The sequence below is a fragment of the Klebsiella sp. HN106 genome (assembly GCF_051209435.1).
Lineage (GTDB): Bacteria > Pseudomonadota > Gammaproteobacteria > Enterobacterales > Enterobacteriaceae > Klebsiella > Klebsiella oxytoca.
Map to the genome: position 1 here is coordinate 343,927 of NZ_JBLURD010000002.1, position 19,210 is coordinate 363,136.

Sequence of the window (19,210 nt, forward strand, 5' to 3'; positions counted from 1 at the left end):
GGAATAATTATCTTTAAACCTGTAGGCCTGATAACGGCGCCAGGGCGCGTTATCCGGCCTACGGTAGGTAATACTCTTGCTGACTACACGTCCAGCAGCAGACGAGTCGGGTCTTCCAGCAGCTCTTTAATCGCTACCAGGTAGCCTACCGATTCACGTCCGTCGATCAGACGGTGGTCGTAGGAGAGCGCCAGGTACATCATCGGCAGAATTTCTACCTTACCATTCACCGCCATCGGGCGATCTTTAATGGCATGCATACCCAGAATCGCGCTCTGCGGCGGGTTGATGATCGGCGTGGACATCAGTGAACCGAATACGCCGCCGTTGGTAATGGTGAAGTTACCGCCGGTCAGATCGTCTACGGTCAGCTTGCCGTCGCGGCCTTTTACTGCCAGCTCTTTAATTTTCTTCTCGATATCCGCCATGCCCAGCAGGTCGACATCGCGCAGAACCGGCGTTACCAGGCCGCGCGGCGTAGAGACCGCCATGCTGACGTCGAAGTAGTTGTGGTACACCACGTCATCGCCATCGATAGAGGCGTTCACTTCCGGGTAGCGCTTCAGCGCTTCCACTACCGCCTTCACGTAGAAGGACATAAAGCCCAGACGGATACCGTGACGTTTTTCAAACGCTTCGCCGTACTGCTTACGCAGATCCATAATCGGCTTCATGTTGACTTCGTTGAAGGTCGTCAGCATGGCGGTAGAATTTTTCGCTTCCAGCAGACGCTCGGCAACGCGCTTGCGCAGACGGGTCATCGGCACGCGTTTTTCAGAGCGATTGCCCAGCTGTGGAGCCGGAGCAGCGGCTGGCGCTGCGGCCGGGGCCTCCGCCTTCGCTGGCGCTTTCGCCAGGTGTTTCTCAACGTCTTCGCGGGTCAGACGGCCGCCAACGCCGGTGCCTTTAATGGCTGCCGCGTCGAGACTGTGTTCCGCCAGCAGACGGCGGATTGCCGGGCTCAGCGCATCGTTATTTTGCTCTTCCAGAGAAGCCTGCTGACGCTGGGCCGGAGTCGACTCTTTAGCATCAGCTTTCGCTCCGGACTCTTTGCCCGCGCTGTTACCTTCGCGCAGGCGGCCGAGGATCTGACGGGAAAGCACGGTGGCGCCTTCGTCTTCAATCACCGCGTCCAGAATGCCATCCGCTGAAGCCGGTACTTCCAGTACCACTTTGTCAGTTTCGATTTCTACCAGCACTTCGTCACGAACAACCGCATCGCCCGGTTTTTTATGCCAGGTGGCAACCGTTGCGTCAGCTACGGACTCAGGCAGGTCGGGAACCAGAATATCTACGCTACTCATTATGTATCCTTTAATTAATCGACGTTCAGCGCGTCATTGACCAGATCTTGTTGCTGTTTCTGGTGAACGGACAGGTATCCTACCGCCGGAGAGGCGGAGGCCGGGCGGCCTGCATAACGCAGAGAGGCCCCAAACGGAATCACTTCACGGAAGTGATGCTGGCTGCAGTACCACGCGCCCTGGTTGAGCGGTTCTTCCTGGCACCAGACAAAATCATGCACGTGCGCATAAGGCTTCAGCGCTTCCTGTACCGCCTGATGCGGGAACGGATAGAGCTGCTCTATGCGAACGATAGCGACATCTTTTTGCTCGTTTTTACGACGCTGTTCCAGCAGGTCGTAGTAAACCTTACCAGAGCACAGCACAACCCGCTTCACTGCTTTCGGATCGAGCTGGTCGATTTCACCGATCGCTGGCTGGAAAGTGCCGTTAGCCAGTTCGTCCATGCTTGATACCGCCAGCGGGTGACGTAGCAGCGATTTCGGCGACATCACGATCAGCGGACGACGCATGCCGCGCAGCGCCTGGCGACGAAGCATATGGTAAACCTGCGCCGGGGTGGACGGTACGCAAACCTGCATATTCTGCTCAGCGCAGAGCTGCAGATAGCGCTCCAGACGCGCGGAGGAGTGCTCCGGGCCCTGGCCTTCGTAGCCGTGCGGCAGCAGCATCACCAGGCCGCACATACGGCCCCATTTCTGCTCGCCGGAGCTGATGAACTGGTCGATGACCACCTGCGCGCCGTTGGCGAAGTCGCCGAACTGCGCTTCCCAGATGGTCAGGGTGCGCGGCTCAGCGGTGGCGTAGCCGTATTCAAACGCCAGCACTGCTTCTTCCGACAGCACGGAGTCCCAGACTTTAAAATGGCCCTGGCCGTTGTGCACGTGCTGCAGCGGCGTATAGGTTGAGCCATTTTTCTGGTTGTGAATCACCGCATGGCGGTGGAAGAAGGTTCCGCGCCCGGAGTCTTCGCCGGACAGACGCACCGAAATGCCTTCATCGACCAGCGTGGCGTAGGCGAGGTTTTCCGCGCCGCCCCAGTCAAACATCTTCTCGCCGGCGGCCATAAGCTGACGATCGCCGTAGATTTTCGCCACGCGCGACTGCATTTCAACGGCTTCCGGCACCGTACTGATGCGTTTTGCCAGCTCCTGCAGACGCTTAGGTTCAACTTTGTCCGGATAGCTCTCATCCCACTCGTGGTTGAGGTACGGAGACCAGGTAAAGGAGTGCATATTCATCGGACGCCACTCCTTCACCACGCATTCGCCGGCATCCAGCGCGTCGCGGTAGAGGTTAACCTGCTCAGTGGCGTCTTCCAGCGTCGCGACGTTATCCGCTTCCAGCTTGTCAGCGTAGATTTTGCGCGGGGTCGGATGCTTTTTGATTTTCTGATACATCAGCGGCTGGGTTGCGCTCGGCTCGTCGGCTTCGTTGTGGCCGTGACGGCGGTAGCACACCAGGTCGATGAAGACATCGCGTTTAAAGGTGTTACGGAAGTCCAGCGCCAGGCGAGTCACGAAAGCGACCGCTTCCGGATCATCGGCATTCACGTGGAAAATAGGCGCCTGGACCATTTTACCAATATCGGTACAGTACGGGGTAGAACGCGCATCCAGCGGGTTGGAAGTGGTGAAACCCACCTGGTTGTTGATAACGATGCGTACGGTACCGCCGACTTCGTAACCGCGCGCTTTGGACATGTTCAGGGTTTCCTGAACCACGCCCTGGCCGGTTACCGCGGCGTCGCCGTGAATGGTGATCGGCAGAACTTTGTTGCTGCTCGGTTCGTCGAGACGATCGAGACGAGCGCGGACGGAGCCGATAACCACCGGGCTGACGATTTCCAGATGCGACGGGTTAAACGCCAGCGCCAGGTGCACCAGCCCGCCTTCGGTTTCCATATCGGAAGAGAAGCCCATGTGGTACTTCACGTCACCGGTGCCGAGGTGTTCTTTATGTTTACCGGCGAACTCGTCGAACAGGTCCTGCGGTTTTTTACCCAGCACGTTGACCAGCACGTTCAGACGTCCGCGGTGCGCCATACCCAGCACCACTTCGCGGGTGCCGCTCTTACCCGCGTGGCGGATAATCTCTTTCAGCATCGGGATCAGCGCGTCGCCGCCTTCCAGCGAGAAGCGTTTAGCGCCCGGGAATTTCGCGCCGAGGTAGCGCTCCAGGCCTTCCGCCGCGGTCAATTCGCTGAGGAAGCGTTTTTTCTCTTCGGCGCTAAAGTTCGCTTTGCCTGCTACCGACTCAATGCGCTGCTGGATCCAGCGTTTTTCTTCGGTGGAGGTAATATGCATATATTCCGCGCCGATGGAGCCGCAGTAGGTCTGCTTAAGGGCGGAGATCAGATCGCCCAGCTTCATCGTATCTTTGCCGATGGCGAAAGAACCTACGTTATAGATCTCCTGGAAATCGGCCTCGGTCAGATCGTGGTAAGCCGGATCGAGATCCGCCACTCTCTCTTGCTGCCACAGTCCCAGCGGATCGAGATTCGCATGCTGGTGACCACGGAAGCGGTATGCGTTGATGAGCTGCAGGACTTTAACCTGCTTCACATTGGTGTCAGGGTCGGAAATCGAAGAAGTGTAACGCGAGGCATCCTTCGCCAGGCGGCGGAAATAATCACGCGTTTTGGAATGAAATTGATCCGGTTTGACTCCGGTGCCAGGTAACTGCTGGAACATAGAACGCCAGTTGGCGTCAACAGAGTCAGGATCGGTTAAGAAGTCTTCATAGAGCTGTTCTATCCAGCTCTGGTTCGAACCAGAGAGGTAAGAAGAGTCCAGCCAGGCTTTCATTGCGCCGTTCTGCATCGTGATCCCTTAAGCATTTATATGCTTATTTCGCCGTAGAAACTACCACGCACAGAAGTTGTACGTGCCGGGGTTCACTTGTTGCGGAGGAGTTGTGGTTTCGTCCGCTAAGGAACCTTTAAAAACTGCCATTAATCTTCGGCGTTCAGGCTGCGGTTGCGTTAGCTGCCTTCACTTACCCCGGTCACATAGTTCACTATGCTCCCGGGGATGCGTTCAGTTGCCGCCTTACCTCGCTCTGAACGCCTTGATTACTGGTACATATTTGGCGGTTTTTAAAGATTTCCTGCTATATCCCCCGGCGGCGCGAACGCTTGCCGGGGCTACTGCTTCGGATTGCCCGGATACGCGGTAGCGCCATCCGGGACAGACCGGGTTACTTACGCACTGCGCTGCAGCAGCATCGACTTAATATGGCCGATGGCGCGCGTCGGGTTCAGCCCCTTAGGACACACACTGACGCAGTTCATAATGCTGTGACAGCGGAATACGCTGAAAGCATCGCTCAGCCCTTCGAGGCGATCGCTGGTTTCGGTATCGCGGCTGTCGATCAGGAAGCGATACGCGGCCAGCAGGCCAGCCGGGCCGATAAACTTGTCCGGGTTCCACCAGAACGACGGGCAAGAAGTCGAACAACATGCGCAGAGAATACACTCGTACAAACCATCGAGTTTCTCACGCTGCTCTGGCGTCTGCAGATGCTCACGAGCCGGAGGATTTTGCCCATTATTCAATAAGTAAGGCTTAATCTTCTCATATTGTGCATAGAATTGCCCCATGTCTACCACCAAATCACGGATAACCGGTAATCCTGGCAGCGGACGGATAACAATTTTCTTACCCGGCTGATTCAGCGCGGAGATCGGCGTGATGCACGCCAGACCATTTTTACCGTTCATGTTCAGACCGTCGGAACCGCATACCCCTTCACGACAGGAGCGACGGAACGACAGCGACGGATCTTTCTCTTTCAGCTGGATTAACGCATCCAGCAGCATCATGTCACGACCCTCTTCCGCTTCCAGGGTGTAATCCTGCATACGCGGAGCATCGTCTACGTCCGGGTTATAACGATAAACTGAAAACTCGAGTTTCATATTCCTGTCTCCGCATTAATAAGTACGAATCTTCGGCGGGAATGCCGGACGCAGTTTCGGTTCCATATTGACGCTACGACGCGTCATGGATTCCGACTCTGGCAGATACAGGGAATGGCACAGCCAGTTTTCATCATCACGATCCGGGAAGTCGAAGCGGCTATGCGCGCCGCGGCTTTCGGTACGATAATTTGCAGACATTGCGGTGGCGTAAGCGGTTTCCATCAGGTTATCCAGCTCCAGGCACTCAACGCGCTGGGTGTTGAACTCGCTGGAAGTATCATCCAGACGGGCGTTTTTCAGACGCTCGCGGATGGCTTTCAGCTGCTCAAGGCCCTTCGCCATCGCATCCCCTTCGCGGAATACCGAGAAGTTATGCTGCATACACTCTTGCAGCGCTTTGCGGATTTCGACCGGATCTTCGCCATTCCGGTTGCCGTTCCAGCGGTTCAGACGTTCCAGAGAAGCGTCGATCTCGTCATCCGTCGCATCGCGCAGTACGCCCTGCTCGGCGATAGACTCTTGCAGATGCAGACCTACCGCGCGGCCAAAGACCACCAGGTCAAGCAGCGAGTTGCCGCCCAGACGGTTTGCGCCGTGTACCGATACGCAGGCGATTTCGCCTACCGCAAACAGCCCCGGAATCACCACGTCTTCGCCCTGCTCGTTGACGGTCAGCGCCTGGCCGCTCACTTTGGTCGGAATACCGCCCATCATATAGTGGCAGGTTGGAATGACCGGAATCGGCTCTTTCACCGGGTCGACGTGGGCAAAGGTACGGGAGAGTTCCAGGATACCCGGCAGGCGGGACTCAAGCACTTCTTTACCGAGGTGATCGAGTTTCAGCTTGGCGTGCGGGCCCCACGGACCGTCGCAGCCGCGACCTTCACGGATTTCGATCATGATGGAACGCGCCACTACGTCGCGACCCGCCAGGTCTTTCGCGTTCGGCGCATAACGCTCCATAAAGCGCTCGCCGTGTTTATTCAGCAGATAGCCGCCTTCGCCGCGGCAGCCTTCGGTCACCAGAACCCCCGCCCCGGCAATACCGGTCGGGTGGAACTGCCACATCTCCATATCCTGTACCGGAACGCCGGCGCGGATCGCCATGCCAACGCCGTCGCCGGTATTGATATGCGCATTGGTGGTGGACTGGTAAATACGGCCGGCGCCGCCGGTCGCCAGCACGGTAGCGCGGGCTTTGAAGTAAACCACTTCACCGGTCTCGATGCATAGGGCGGTACAGCCGACCACCGCGCCATCGGCGTTTTTCACCAGATCCAGCGCGTACCACTCGGAGAAAATCGTGGTGTGATTTTTCAGGTTCTGCTGATAGAGAGTATGTAGCAGGGCGTGACCGGTACGGTCAGCCGCCGCAGCGGTACGTGCCGCCTGCTCGCCGCCGAAGTTTTTCGACTGGCCGCCGAACGGGCGCTGATAAATCGTGCCGTTATCGAGACGCGAGAACGGCAGACCCATATGGTCCAGCTCCAGAATCGCTTCCGGGCCGGTTTTACACATATATTCGATGGCATCCTGATCGCCAATGTAGTCCGACCCCTTAACGGTGTCGTACATGTGCCATTCCCAGTTATCTTCATGGGTATTACCGAGCGCGACGGTGATACCGCCCTGTGCGGAAACGGTATGGGAACGGGTCGGGAAAACTTTGGAGAGCAGCGCACAGCTTTGGCCGCTCTGGGAAATCTGCAGCGCCGCGCGCATACCTGCGCCACCGGCACCAATCACAACTGCATCAAATTCTCTGACAGGCAATTTCATTACACACCCCACACCACAACAAATCCATAAAGAACGTAAGCCACCAGCGCAACAACGATCAGCAGTTGCAGAATTAAGCGCACGGCCAGTGGTTTAACGTAGTCCGTTAACACCTGCCACATGCCGATCCAGGCGTGGATCAGAATGGAAACGAGAGCCAGCAGGGTGAAGACTTTAGTGAACGCGGAGGAGAAAAAGCCCGTCCAGACTTCCCATGAAATTTCACCGGTGGTGGCAAAGAAGCCAACCATATAGATGATGTAGAGGGTCAGAACGATAGCGGTAGCACGGACCAGAATAAAGTCATGTACGCCGTTGCGTCCTAGTGCTGAGGCGTTGCTTACCATACGAGGACTCCTGCGAGAAGTGAAAGCACGACAGTAATAACAAAAGAAATTTTGGCGGAGCGTGTCCCTGATTCGAGAGTTTCTGCAAGATAGCCAAAATCCATCAGCAGATGGCGGATACCGACCACCGCGTGATACGCCAGCGCGGTCAGGATGCCCCACATGATGAATTTCACAAAGAAGCTATCCATAATGGATGCCGCTGTGAGGAAACCTTCGGGAGAGGAAAGGCTGGTGCCCAGCAGCCATAGCAGAATCCCGATCGCCACGAAGGTGATCACTCCGGATACGCGATGGAGAATGGACGCTATCGCCGTGATTGGGAACCGGATCGTTTGCAGATCCAGATTGACAGGTCTTTGTTTTTTCACATTTCTTACCATGAATAACGCCCACATGCTGTTCTTATTGTTTCCTTCCTCCGGTCTGCTTGCGGGTCAGACAGCGTCCTTATCTATAACTAAAAGTCATGTTAAAACGCCTTTCCAGGAGTTAAAGCGTGACAAAATAACGCTGGGTGGCTCGGGATTGCAGGGTGTTCCGGAGACCTGGCGGCAGTATAGGCCGTTCACAAAATCATTACAATTAACCTACATATAGTTTGTCGGGTTTTCTCCCGAACAGTGATCTATGTCACGATAACAACATATTTTTAATTTTTAATCATCTGATTTGACAAATATTAAACATTATTGTTACAACCATTACCAGATAAATGCAATAATACGCAAAAGTTATGGGGTCACTCTTTTACCTGAGAATAAGTTATGCAACAGTGAGAGAGTATTGACCGATGTAATCAGGACAGTTATTAGTGGTATATAGTTTTATAATATTCGGGCTGCTAAAACGCTGATTTGCTGCTGTTTCATCGTAGGCTGAAGACGTACCATCAAGCGCCCTTGCTCTGTACCCTGCCCCTTTCGCGACGCAGAGCGATGTGCAACATAACAAACTGGTAACGTCATCTGCTACGGGCCGAATGCAAATCCACCACCCCGGCAGTCTTAAGCAATAAAGGCGCTAAGGAGACCATAAATGTCTGATGCTAAAGCAAAAATCACCCTGGGTGGTGATACTGCTATTGAACTGGATGTGCTAAAGGGCACTCTCGGTCAGGATGTTATTGATATTCGTAGTCTTGGTTCAAAAGGTGTATTTACTTTTGACCCTGGTTTCACCTCAACCGCATCCTGCGAATCTAAAATCACCTTTATCGACGGTGATGAAGGTATCCTGCTGCACCGCGGTTTCCCGATCGATCAGTTAGCAACCGACTCTAACTATCTGGAAGTATGCTACATCCTGTTAAACGGTGAGAAACCGACTCAGGCACAGTACGACGAATTTAAAACCATCGTGACGCGCCACACCATGATTCACGAGCAGATCACTCGTCTGTTCCACGCGTTCCGCCGCGATTCTCATCCGATGGCCGTCATGTGCGGTATTACCGGCGCGCTGGCTGCGTTCTATCACGATTCGCTGGATGTAAATAACCCACGCCACCGCGATATCGCCGCATTCCGTCTGCTCTCCAAGATGCCGACGATGGCGGCAATGTGTTACAAATATTCCATCGGCCAGCCTTTCGTTTATCCGCGCAACGACCTCTCCTACGCGGGTAACTTCCTGAATATGATGTTCTCCACGCCGTGTGAAAAATATGAAGTGAACCCGATTCTGGAACGCGCAATGGACCGTATTCTGATCCTGCACGCCGACCACGAACAGAACGCTTCTACCTCCACCGTGCGGACTGCCGGCTCTTCCGGCGCCAACCCGTTCGCCTGCATCGCTGCGGGCATTGCTTCCCTGTGGGGGCCGGCACACGGCGGCGCCAACGAAGCGGCGCTGAAGATGCTCGAAGAGATCAGCTCCGTTGAACACATTCCGGAATTCGTCCGTCGCGCGAAAGACAAAAACGACTCTTTCCGCCTGATGGGCTTTGGCCACCGCGTGTACAAAAATTACGACCCGCGCGCCACCGTTATGCGTGAGACCTGCCACGAAGTGCTGAAAGAGCTCGGTACCAAAGACGATCTGCTGGAAGTGGCCATGGAGCTTGAGCACATCGCGCTCAACGACCCGTACTTCATCGAGAAGAAACTCTACCCGAACGTCGATTTCTATTCCGGTATCATCCTCAAAGCGATGGGCATTCCGTCTTCGATGTTTACCGTTATCTTCGCGATGGCGCGTACCGTGGGCTGGATTGCGCACTGGAACGAAATGCACAGCGATGGCATGAAAATCGCCCGTCCGCGTCAGCTCTATACCGGCTACGAAAAACGCGACTTCAAGAACGATATCGCTCGCTAAGTCAGCTTTCGCAGCGACAAAAAACGCGCCTGAAGGCGCGTTTTTTTATTGCTGGCATCCGGGGCACCAGTAAAACGGCCGCGACGAGAGCATGGTCCTCTCGATAATCCCGCCGCAGCGCTCGCAGACCTCACCCTGGCGATGAAAAACCTTAAAGCGAAACAGCGCGCCGTGGTGCTTATTGTCGTCCACCAGACCGCGCGTGTTATAGGACAAACGCGGGATCTCCAGCAGCGCATGGGCCAGCGCATCGAGCTGCTTTTCATCCAGTTCAGAGGCTTTGTGACGACCGGTTAGCCCAACCTGCCAGAGGATCTCCACGCGCAGATAGTTGCCCAATCCGGCAAGAAACGCCTGATCCAGCAGCAGTCCGGAGAACTGGCGGTTGCGGAATTTCGCCGACAGCAGCCGCTCTTTAACCTGTTCAACGCTAAGGCTCATATCGAGCACATCCGGTCCGACCCGCAGCAAAAATGGATGTCGGGCGAGCTGCTCGGGCGTCAGCATTTCAATATCGGAGGCGCTGTAGAGCAAAATCGCTCTACGCGCCGTCTGCAGCCGAACGCGCAACACGCGCGTGGTTTCTGGCTGCGCCCCCGCATCCACCACTCGCCAGACGCCATACAGCTGGTTGTGGCTATACAGCGTTAATCCGCCGGAGAAATGGGTCAACAGCGCCTTACCGCGTGTTTCAATGCGCGTCACTCGCTGGCCGACAAGCTGAGATTGGTAATGTTGTAACTGCGGGAAGGCGAACCACGCCTCAGTCAGGGGTTCGCCTTTAATCGCCGCTTCCAGGCTATCCGCCGCACGGCGAATTTCCGGACCTTCCGGCATAATAATATCCTTGTGTTAATGCGTTGCGCCGCCGCCGATTTTCACGTCGCCATCCTGCTGCAGGGCAACGGCGATAGCCGTTTCCAGCGCCGCACGCACCGTCTCTACCGCCATACTGGCGGCACCGGGGTGAGCCGCAGCCTGCTCAGGCAAATACGGAATATGGATAAACCCGCCCTTCACGCCGCTGCTGTTACGCAGGCTATGCAGCAGACCGTACATCACGTGATTACAGACAAACGTCCCCGCCGTCTGCGATACCGACGCCGGGATCCCCTTGCTGCGCAGCGCGGCAACGATCGCTTTGATCGGCAGCGTGCTAAAGTACGCCGCCGGACCGTCAGCCACGATCGGTACGTCAATGGGCTGCAGACCTTTATTATCCGGGATCCGCGCATCATCGACGTTGATCGCTACCCGTTCAACGGTGATGTCGACGCGACCGCCCGCCTGACCAATCGCCAGGATCAGGCGCGGCTGCAGCTCATCCAGCGCGACGTTCAGCACCGTCAGGGCCTCGCCGAAGACGCAGGGCAGCTGCCGCGCCACCACCGGTTGCCCGGCAATGATAGCGCCATCCAGCTGCTTTACCACTTCCCACGAAGGGTTAACCGCTTCGCCGCCGAACGGTTCAAAACCGGTAATCAATACGCCAGCCATCATCCCTCCTTACAGGAACATCAGGAAATAGAGCAAAAATACGTTCACGATAAGTAACATAATGCCGGTCGGCACCTGGGCTTTGATCACCGCGTTTTTGTCCGGCAGCTCCAGCAGCGCGGCCGGGACGATATTGAAGTTCGCCGCCATAGGCGTCATCAGCGTTCCACAGTAGCCGGAGAACATGCCAATTGCCGCCATCACCGCCGGGTTACCGCCGTGCTGCAGCACCAGAATCGGGATCCCGACCCCTGCCGTCACGATGGGGAAAGCGGCAAACGCGTTGCCCATCACCATCGTCAGCAGCGCCATCCCAAGGGTATAGACGGCGACGGCGATAAACCGGCTGTCCACCGCCAGATAGTGCTGCGTCAGCCAGGAGATGCTGTTGCCGACGCCCGCGGCGGTAAACAGCAGCCCAAGAACCGCCAGAATTTGCGGCAAAATAAACGCCCAGCCCACAGAATCCAGCAGACGGCGAGCTTCCTGTAACGGCTGAACCGCCGTTTCATGGGTCATGCGGATAGCCATTACCAGACCAATCAACGTGCCCGCAGTCATTGAAAACAGCGTAATCAGCGTGGCGTGATTGCCCGGGCCAAAGATGGCGACCTGCAGCGAGGGCAAATTATTAAACAGCAGGACGCCGATCACCGTCACTACCGGGATCGCCAGCGCCGGGAAAAACAGCCGATTGCCGAGGCGCGCGGCGCTGGCGCTGCGTTCTTCCTGCGAGCGCTGGTGATAACGACCGAGACGCACGCCGCCAAATCCGGCGATCAGCGCCAGCACCACGACCACCACGCCAACGCCGATATTGACGAGGCGCTTGTCGCCGACCAGCGCATAGGTCCAGTCGCCGAACAGAAAGACCACGCCGTACAGACCCCAGAACAGACCGGTTGTCAGCCTGCGCGGATTAGCCTTATCGCGCCATGACATCACCGCTACCACCAGCAGAACGACGCCCGCCAGCCAGTACAACCAGGTTTGCTGAAAATTCATACGGCACCGCCTTTCGCCTGCCCGGCGTTAACCTTGTCCAGCTCGCGCTGGAGATGACGGTCGAGGCGCCACAGGCGGGCAGAGTGGATCAGGAAGGCGCATACCGCCGTTGGGATCCCCCACAGGGCAATATGCAGCGGCTCAGTCTGAATGCCCCCCGACTCCAGCATAAAGTTATGCATAAAGATAATCGCCCCGAAGGCAACGAAAATATCTTCGCCGAAGAACAGGCCCACGTTGTCGGTGGCCGCTGACATCGCGCGCAGGCGATAGCGGACATTTCCCGGCAAGGCGCCAAAGTTTTTTTCCGCCGCCCCTTCCGCCATCGGCGCCAGAAGCGGGCGCACCATCTGCGGATGACCGCCCAGGCTGGTAAGGCCCATCGCCGCGGTCACTTCACGCACGAAAAGATAGACGATTAGCAGACGACCAGCGGTGGCGCTGCGGATTTTCGCGATCCACGTCTGCGCGCGCTCTTTCAGACCGTGCCGCTCCAGCAGGCCAATCACCGCCAGCGGCAACAGAAGAATAAACGGCAGATTGCGGGTATTGAGAAATCCTTCACCCAGCTTCTCCAGAATGGTCGCGATCGGCATATGCGCCGTCAGACCCGTGATGATCCCGGAAACAATAACCACCAGCACCGGGTTAAAACGCAGAACAAATCCGACCACGATCGCGGCAATGCCGATCAGCGGCCAGAGAGATAATGACTCTCCCATAATTACATCCTGTATGTTGTTGTGAAGTGTTGTTTGTTATTAATTTATTGATTAATAATATTATTTTTATTCTTCTGCTTCCGCGCTCACCTGAATGTTACGTCCGGCGAACGCCGCGCGCAGGCGACGCGCAAAATCCAGCGCATGCTCGCCGTCGCCGTGCAGACAAACGGTTTCCGCCACCACGTGCGCCCATTCGCCGGTGATGCTGCGTACCCGGCTGTGCTGCACCATTTCCAGCGTTTGCGCCAGCGACTGCTCTTCACTCTCGATCAATGCCCCTGGCTGAGTGCGCGGCACCAGGCTACCGTCCGCCAGATAGCCGCGGTCGGCGAAGACCTCCTGGCGGGTGGTCAGCTGATAACGCTGCCCGGCGCGAATCAGCTCGCTGCCCGCCAGGCCCACCAGCACCAGACCGGCGTCAACGTCATATACCGCTTTGGCGATAGCGTCAGCAAGCTGCGGATCTTTTGCCGCCTGGTTATAGAGCATGCCGTGCGGTTTGACGTGCTGTAGTTCGCCGCCCTGCGCGCGCACCAGCGCCGCCAGCGCGCCCACCTGATACAGCGTTTGCGCATAAACCGTCTCCGGCGGCAGCTGCATCGCCGTGCGGCCAAAATTTTCCCGGTCGGGGAAGCTGGGGTGCGCGCCCACCGCGACGCCATATTTCAGCGCTTCGCGCACGCACTGCAGCATCATCACCGCATCGCCCGCATGGAAACCGCAGGCGATATTGGCGGAAGAGACCAGCTGCAGTAGCGCGCTATCGTTGGCGCAGCCTTCGCCAAGGTCGGCGTTTAAATCAATCTTCATCGTTCAGTCTCCATGCCAGTTGTTCAAAATAACGTTGCCGGTCGGCGCGCGCCTTCAGCGCCTCCTCCAGAGAGCAGGGAACAAAGTGGATCGGCTGCCCCAGCGGGATTTGCGCCAGCTGATACATATCGGCCTCGATAATCGTCGCGATGCGCGGGTAACCGCCGGTGGTCTGGGCATCGTTCATCAGTACGATAGGTTGACCGTTATGCGGAACCTGCACCACGCCAGGCAGCAGACCGTGCGAAAGCATCTCGCGATCGGTCGTCCGCTTCAGCGGTTGCCCCTGCAGACGATAGCCCATGCGGTTGCTCTGCGGGCTAAGCTGCCACGGCGAACGCCAGAAAGTGTCCTGCGACACGCTGTCAAACTCCTGATACTCGGGGCCGGGCAGCGCGCGGATGCGGTTGCCGATGGGCAGTTGCTTCACCCCGCGCGGCCCGCGGAACTGCTTATCCGATTTCCCCAGCTTCAGTCGGTCTCCATCCTGCAAACGTCGACCTTCCAGACCGCCAATACCCACTTTCAGATCGGTACTGCGCGAGCCCAGCACCTTCGGCACCGCGATACCGCCCGCCACTGCCAGATAGCTGCGCACGCCGTGCTGTGGATTCTTGAGCACCAGACGCTGCCCGGCCTTGACCGCCGTCCGCCAGCCCACCCACACCGGCTCGCCGTCAAGCTTCGCCTCGCAGGCGGCGCCGGTGAGCGCGAACCAGCCGCTGCGTTCAAATTGAATATCCACCTGGCCCAGCGTGATCTCCAGCGCCGCGGCATTGGCCCCGTTGCCCACCAGCAGATTCGCGGTAACCAGCGCCGGTTTATCCATCGCACCGCAGCGGCTGATGCCCAGCTGACGCAGACCTTCACGCCCGCCGTCCTGCACCGAGGTATACATCCCGGCACGGATGATTTTTAACATACGCCCTCCTTTTGCGGGACGAAACGCACTCTGTCGCCGGAGCGCAGCAGCACCGGCTCCTTGCGCTTCGGATCAAATAGCGCCAGCGGCGTTCGGCCCAGCAGTTGCCAACCTCCCGGCGTCGCCAGCGGATAAATCCCGGTCTGCGCTCCGCCGATCCCCACCGAACCCGCCGGCACCAGCAGACGCGGTTCCGCCCGCCGCGGCATCGCCAGGCGCTCTGGCAGGCCGCCGAAGTAGGGGAACCCCGGCTGGAAGCCGAGGAACCACACCACGTACTCCACCGATGAATGCAGCTCCACCACCTGCTTTTCGCTCAGTCCGCTGTGGCGAGCCACTTCCCCCAAATCCGGACCGCCTTCGCCGCCGTAAACGACCGGCACCAGAATCTCCCGCGATTCCGGTTCGAGCGTATCGCACTCCTCCCACCAGATTTGCAGGCGCTCGATCGCGTCCCACGCCGTCTGCTGGGGATTTCGCAGTATCACGGTAATGTTGTTCATACCCGGAACGGCTTCCACCACCTCGGTATGACCAACCAGCCGTTGGGCTAATCGCCAGATCCGCTTCTGACTCTCCAGCGTCACCGGAGGTTCAAGCTCCAGTACGACTGCCGTTTCACCTAATAGATAACAACGCGCTCGCTGCACTTTTACCTCCGTTCATCAGGCCGGGTTCGGGATATCAATAAAGGTGACATCCAGCTCGGTATTTTCCGTCAGCCATTCGCTTAACGCGCGAATTCCGCCACGCTCGGTGGCATGATGTCCGGCGGCGTAAAAATGCAGCCCCTGCTCGCGCGCCGAATGGATGGTTTGCTCTGAAACTTCGCCGGTAATAAATGCATCAACGCCAAAGCGGGCTGCGCTGTCGATAAAGCTCTGGCCGCCGCCGGTACACCACGCCACGCGGGCCACTTTGTCCGGCCCGGTGTCGCCGCACCACAGCGGTTTGCGCCCCAGCCGCGCTTCAATCCACGACGCCAGTTCCAGGCCCGAGACCGCCATCGACAGTTCGCCCCACGGCACCAGCGGTTCAATTTCGCCCATCACGTTAATGCCGAGCAGCGACGCCAGCTGGGCGTTATTGCCCAGCTCCGGATGGGCATCAAGCGGCAGATGCCAGCCGTAAAGGTTGATGTCGTTAGCCAGCAGCGTTTTGAGGCGATTACGCTTCATGCCGCGAATAATCGGCGACTCGCCTTTCCAGAAGTAGCCGTGGTGGACGATGACCGCATCCGCCTCAAGACGGACGGCCTCATCAAGCAGCGCCTGGCTGGCGGTTACGCCGGTGACGATTTTCCGAACCGTCTCGCGACCTTCCACCTGGAGCCCATTGGGTGCGTAATCACTGATGGCCGCGCTATTGAGTTTTTCATTAATCAGTTGTTCCAGTTCACTATTTTTCATTGCCGTTCCACCAGGTCATCGTTTTATGCAGAGGAATAACATAACGGTATCCGCCCAATCAGTCGATAGTCCTGCCGCGTCGCCGTCAATTTTGCCCATTCACAAAATCCCGCAATTTGTCTACTCACCTTCTCGCGCATTCGTGTATATTTATGCACTATTACAGCATATTAAATAACCAGAAAGCCTATAAGGCCATGAATATCACTAGCGAGTGGCTATTCATGCAGAAAGATCGACTTTCATTTTTATGGCAGGACAAAGCGTTTCATGAACACACAATCTTCACAGCCGCGGGCGATTTATTACGTCGTCGCGCTGCAAATCTGGGAATACTTCAGTTTTTACGGCATGCGCGCGCTGCTCATTCTTTATCTCACCAATCAGCTCAAGTATGACGATAATCATGCCTATGCGCTGTTCAGCGCCTACTGTTCTTTAGTCTACGTCACGCCGATTCTCGGCGGCTTCCTGGCCGATAAGCTGCTGGGCAACCGTATGGCGGTGATGCTCGGCGCGCTGCTGATGGCCATCGGCCATCTGGTGCTCGGCGCCAGCGAAATCGCCCCCACCTTTCTCTATCTGTCGCTGGCGATTATTGTCTGCGGCTACGGGCTGTTTAAATCCAACGTCAGCTGTCTGCTCGGTGAACTGTATGAACCCACAGACCCGCGTCGCGATGGCGGTTTTTCGCTGATGTACGCGGCGGGCAACGTCGGGTCTATCGTCGCGCCAATCGCCTGCGGCTACGTACAGCAAGAGTACAGCTGGGCGATGGGCTTCGCGCTGGCGGCCGTTGGCATGATTGCCGGGCTGGTGATTTTCCTCAGCGGCAATCACCATTTCCGCCACACCCGGGGCGTGAATCGCGAAGCGCTGCGGGCGCGGAGTTTTGTCTTACCGAACTGGGGCTGGCTGCTGGTTCTGCTGATCGCCGCGCCGCTGCTGATCACCGTGCTGTTCTGGCAGGAGTGGTCGGTGTACGCGCTGATTGTCGCGACGGTGATTGGTCTGGCGGTACTGGCGCGGATCTACCTGCGGGCAGAGACCGCCAGGCAGCGTAAAGAGCTGCGCCTGATTATGGTGCTCACCTGCTTCAGTCTGCTGTTCTGGGCCTTTGCGCAGCAGGGCGGCAGCTCCATCAGCCTGTACATCGACCGTTTTGTTAACCGTCATTTTATGGGCTATGAGATACCGACCGCGATGTTCCAGTCGGTCAATGCCTTTGCGGTGATGCTCTGCGGGGTGGTTCTGGCGTGGCTGGTGAAAGAAAACATCAACGGCAACCGTACCGTGCGCATCTGGGGTAAGTTCGCGCTGGGCCTTGGCCTGATGAGCGCCGGGTTCTGCATCCTGACCCTTAGCGCACGTTGGTCAGCCGCCTATGGGCACTCCTCAATGCCGCTGATGGTGCTGGGCCTGGCGGTGATGGGGTTTGCCGAACTGTTTATCGACCCGGTGGCGATGTCGCAGATTACCCGTATCGAGATCCCCGGCGTGACCGGCGTGCTGACCGGCATATATATGCTGCTCTCCGGCGCTATCGCCAACTATCTGGCTGGGGTTATTGCCGATCAGACCTCGCAGGGATCGTTCGACGCCGCCGGAGCCGTCAACTATTCAATTAATGCCTACATTGAGGTGTTCAGCCAGATAACCTGGGGCTCGCTGGCCTGCGTCGGCCTGGTGCTGGCTATCTGGCTGTATCACTCCGTTAAGATCAGGGCTCGCCGCCTGGCGATGGAGTCTTAACTTCTCTGGCGGCTTCCCAGGTCGCCAGCGTCTCCAGCCGCGCCTGCTTGTGATCGACAATCGGGCGCGGATAATCCAGCGTTACGCCCTGTTTCTCCGCCCACAGCCACGGTTGATGCAGCGCTTTCTCAGGCACCCCGGCCAGCTCCGGTAGCCATTGACGAATAAATTGCCCCGCTTTGTCGAAGCGCTCTCCCTGGGTCGTAGGGTTAAAAATACGAAAATAGGGCGCGGCATCGGTGCCGGTCGAAGCCGCCCACTGCCAGCCGCCGTTATTCGCCGCCAAATCGCCATCTATAAGCTGTTCGATAAAATAGCGCTCCCCCAGCCGCCAGTCGATGCGCAGATCTTTCGCCAGAAAACTGGCGACAATCATCCGCAGGCGGTTATGCATCCAGCCGGTCGCATTAAGCTGACGCATCGCGGCGTCGACAATCGGGAAGCCGGTTTGCCCACGCTGCCAGGCCTGAAGCGCGGATTTATCGTCCAGCCAGGCAACCTTATCGGTCCAGCCAATAAAAGGCCGACCTTTACACAAGTCCGGGTAGTAAACCATCAGGTGGCGATAAAACTCGCGCCAGATAAGCTCATTGAGCCATACCGCTCCGGCTTCGCCATCCAGCGCCCGCGGCAGCTCCACCAGCAAGCGGTGCAGACACTGGCGCGGCGAGAGCGCGCCCACCGCCAGGCACGGCGACAGTCGGCTGGTCCCTTCGATGGCCGGAAAATCGCGCTGCTGTTCATATTCGGCGGCCTTTTGCTGGCAGAAGCCGCGAAGCCGGGCGATAGCGCTTTTTTCATCCGCGGCGAACAGTTCGCTATCAAATGACGTCTGTGGAAAATCTATTTTTACTGCAGACGAGGCTGTGACGGGCCCACCCGCTCGGACTTTCGGCGCGGCGACGCACTCCGGCAGCGCCTCCTGTAAACGCCGAATAAAAGCATTTTTAAACGGCGTAAATACCTTATACATTTCGCGGCTGCCGGTCAGCACGCTGCCGGGCGGCAGCAGCACGCTGTCATCAAACCCCTGACAGGTCACCTCTGCTAAGGTTCTCTCCACCGCCGCATCGCGCTGGCGCTCATTGATTTCATACTGGTAGTTGTAAAACAGATGCGTCACCTGCTGCTGCCGGCAAATGCTGACGAGTAGCTCTACGCTGGCGGTGAAATCTTCAGCATGTTCAATCTGCAGCGGGATCCCCTTTTCGGCCAGCGCCGCTTGCAGGCTGTGCAGATGGCTGACCATAAACGCCGCCTGGCGCGGCGCCATACCGTGCAGACGCCATTGCCCTGGCGTGGCGATGAATAATCCCAGCACCCTGGCATGCGGATCGCGGCAGGCGGCGGCGAGCGCCAGGTTATCGTGGATGCGCAAATCCGCGCGAAACCAGACCAGATGGGTGGCCATAACAT

Annotated in this window: 18 protein-coding genes; 3 read left to right on the forward strand and 15 right to left on the reverse strand. The window is 57.5% G+C overall.

Translation table 11 applies throughout. The features are described from left to right. Window positions 1-83: 83 nt before the first annotated feature. The 6 genes from odhB to sdhC form a co-directional block, all read right to left on the reverse strand. Entirely contained in the window at window positions 84-1,304 is a 1,221-nt protein-coding gene (gene odhB / locus ACSIPU_RS08290; protein WP_004100284.1) for a 2-oxoglutarate dehydrogenase complex dihydrolipoyllysine-residue succinyltransferase, read from the reverse strand. A 14-nt stretch (window positions 1,305-1,318) separates the two neighbouring features. Beyond that, window positions 1,319-4,126 (reverse strand): 2-oxoglutarate dehydrogenase E1 component, encoded by a 2,808-nt coding sequence (gene sucA / locus ACSIPU_RS08295; protein WP_004100282.1) that lies wholly within the window; start codon window positions 4,124-4,126, stop codon window positions 1,319-1,321. 380 nt (window positions 4,127-4,506) lie between these two features. After that, complete coding sequence (gene sdhB, locus ACSIPU_RS08300; protein WP_004100281.1) at window positions 4,507-5,223, reverse strand: succinate dehydrogenase iron-sulfur subunit SdhB; 717 nt, start codon at window positions 5,221-5,223, stop codon at window positions 4,507-4,509. Window positions 5,224-5,238: 15 nt separating this feature from the next. Beyond that, a complete protein-coding gene (gene sdhA, locus ACSIPU_RS08305) occupies window positions 5,239-7,005 on the reverse strand; it encodes a succinate dehydrogenase flavoprotein subunit (protein ID WP_004100279.1) in 1,767 nt (588 codons plus the stop codon). Beyond that, the gene (gene sdhD, locus ACSIPU_RS08310) at window positions 7,005-7,352 is read right to left on the reverse strand and encodes a succinate dehydrogenase membrane anchor subunit (RefSeq protein ID WP_004100278.1); all 348 of its coding nucleotides are present in this window, start codon (window positions 7,350-7,352) and stop codon (window positions 7,005-7,007) included. The genes sdhA and sdhD overlap by 1 nt, the downstream gene beginning before the upstream one ends. Further along, window positions 7,346-7,750: a succinate dehydrogenase cytochrome b556 subunit gene (sdhC, locus tag ACSIPU_RS08315; RefSeq protein ID WP_004100277.1), complete on the reverse strand. Its 405-nt coding sequence runs from the start codon at window positions 7,748-7,750 to the stop codon at window positions 7,346-7,348. Before sdhC ends, sdhD begins: the two co-directional genes overlap by 7 nt. 274 nt (window positions 7,751-8,024) lie before the next feature. Here sdhC and ACSIPU_RS08320 point away from each other — a divergent pair, with 274 nt between their 5' ends. Both ACSIPU_RS08320 and gltA read left to right on the forward strand, forming a co-directional pair. Then, window positions 8,025-8,177 (forward strand): hypothetical protein, encoded by a 153-nt coding sequence (locus ACSIPU_RS08320; RefSeq protein WP_418268728.1) that lies wholly within the window; start codon window positions 8,025-8,027, stop codon window positions 8,175-8,177. 213 nt (window positions 8,178-8,390) lie between these two features. After that, window positions 8,391-9,674: a citrate synthase gene (gltA, locus tag ACSIPU_RS08325; protein WP_004100276.1), complete on the forward strand. Its 1,284-nt coding sequence runs from the start codon at window positions 8,391-8,393 to the stop codon at window positions 9,672-9,674. A 45-nt stretch (window positions 9,675-9,719) separates the two neighbouring features. Here gltA and nei read toward each other — a convergent pair whose 3' ends face one another. The 8 genes from nei to ACSIPU_RS08365 form a co-directional block, all read right to left on the reverse strand. Beyond that, complete coding sequence (gene nei / locus ACSIPU_RS08330; RefSeq protein WP_016807948.1) at window positions 9,720-10,511, reverse strand: endonuclease VIII; 792 nt, start codon at window positions 10,509-10,511, stop codon at window positions 9,720-9,722. A 15-nt stretch (window positions 10,512-10,526) separates the two neighbouring features. Beyond that, window positions 10,527-11,171 carry a pyroglutamyl-peptidase I gene (gene pcp / locus ACSIPU_RS08335; RefSeq protein ID WP_004100274.1) on the reverse strand — a complete coding sequence of 215 codons (645 nt, stop codon included), beginning with the start codon at window positions 11,169-11,171 and terminating at the stop codon, window positions 10,527-10,529. A gap of 9 nt (window positions 11,172-11,180) precedes the next feature. Further along, the gene (locus ACSIPU_RS08340; RefSeq protein WP_004100273.1) at window positions 11,181-12,176 is read right to left on the reverse strand and encodes a DUF979 domain-containing protein; all 996 of its coding nucleotides are present in this window, start codon (window positions 12,174-12,176) and stop codon (window positions 11,181-11,183) included. After that, a complete protein-coding gene (locus tag ACSIPU_RS08345; RefSeq protein WP_004100271.1) occupies window positions 12,173-12,898 on the reverse strand; it encodes a DUF969 domain-containing protein in 726 nt (241 codons plus the stop codon). The genes ACSIPU_RS08340 and ACSIPU_RS08345 overlap by 4 nt, the downstream gene beginning before the upstream one ends. 66 nt (window positions 12,899-12,964) lie before the next feature. Further along, a complete protein-coding gene (gene pxpA, locus ACSIPU_RS08350) occupies window positions 12,965-13,711 on the reverse strand; it encodes a 5-oxoprolinase subunit PxpA (RefSeq protein ID WP_004100269.1) in 747 nt (248 codons plus the stop codon). After that, complete coding sequence (gene pxpC / locus ACSIPU_RS08355) at window positions 13,701-14,633, reverse strand: 5-oxoprolinase subunit PxpC (protein ID WP_004100268.1); 933 nt, start codon at window positions 14,631-14,633, stop codon at window positions 13,701-13,703. Before pxpC ends, pxpA begins: the two co-directional genes overlap by 11 nt. Then, a complete protein-coding gene (gene pxpB, locus ACSIPU_RS08360) occupies window positions 14,627-15,283 on the reverse strand; it encodes a 5-oxoprolinase subunit PxpB (protein WP_004100266.1) in 657 nt (218 codons plus the stop codon). Before pxpB ends, pxpC begins: the two co-directional genes overlap by 7 nt. Before the next feature lie 15 nt (window positions 15,284-15,298). Then, window positions 15,299-16,042, reverse strand: a complete 744-nt coding sequence (locus ACSIPU_RS08365; protein WP_004100265.1) for a type 2 GTP cyclohydrolase I — start codon at window positions 16,040-16,042, stop codon at window positions 15,299-15,301. 270 nt (window positions 16,043-16,312) lie between these two features. Here ACSIPU_RS08365 and dtpD point away from each other — a divergent pair, with 270 nt between their 5' ends. Continuing rightward, window positions 16,313-17,794 carry a dipeptide permease DtpD gene (gene dtpD, locus ACSIPU_RS08370; protein ID WP_024273922.1) on the forward strand — a complete coding sequence of 494 codons (1,482 nt, stop codon included), beginning with the start codon at window positions 16,313-16,315 and terminating at the stop codon, window positions 17,792-17,794. Here dtpD and phrB read toward each other — a convergent pair. Further along, a complete protein-coding gene (phrB, locus tag ACSIPU_RS08375; RefSeq protein ID WP_194308209.1) occupies window positions 17,763-19,205 on the reverse strand; it encodes a deoxyribodipyrimidine photo-lyase in 1,443 nt (480 codons plus the stop codon). The genes dtpD and phrB overlap by 32 nt on opposite strands. Window positions 19,206-19,210: the final 5 nt, after the last annotated feature.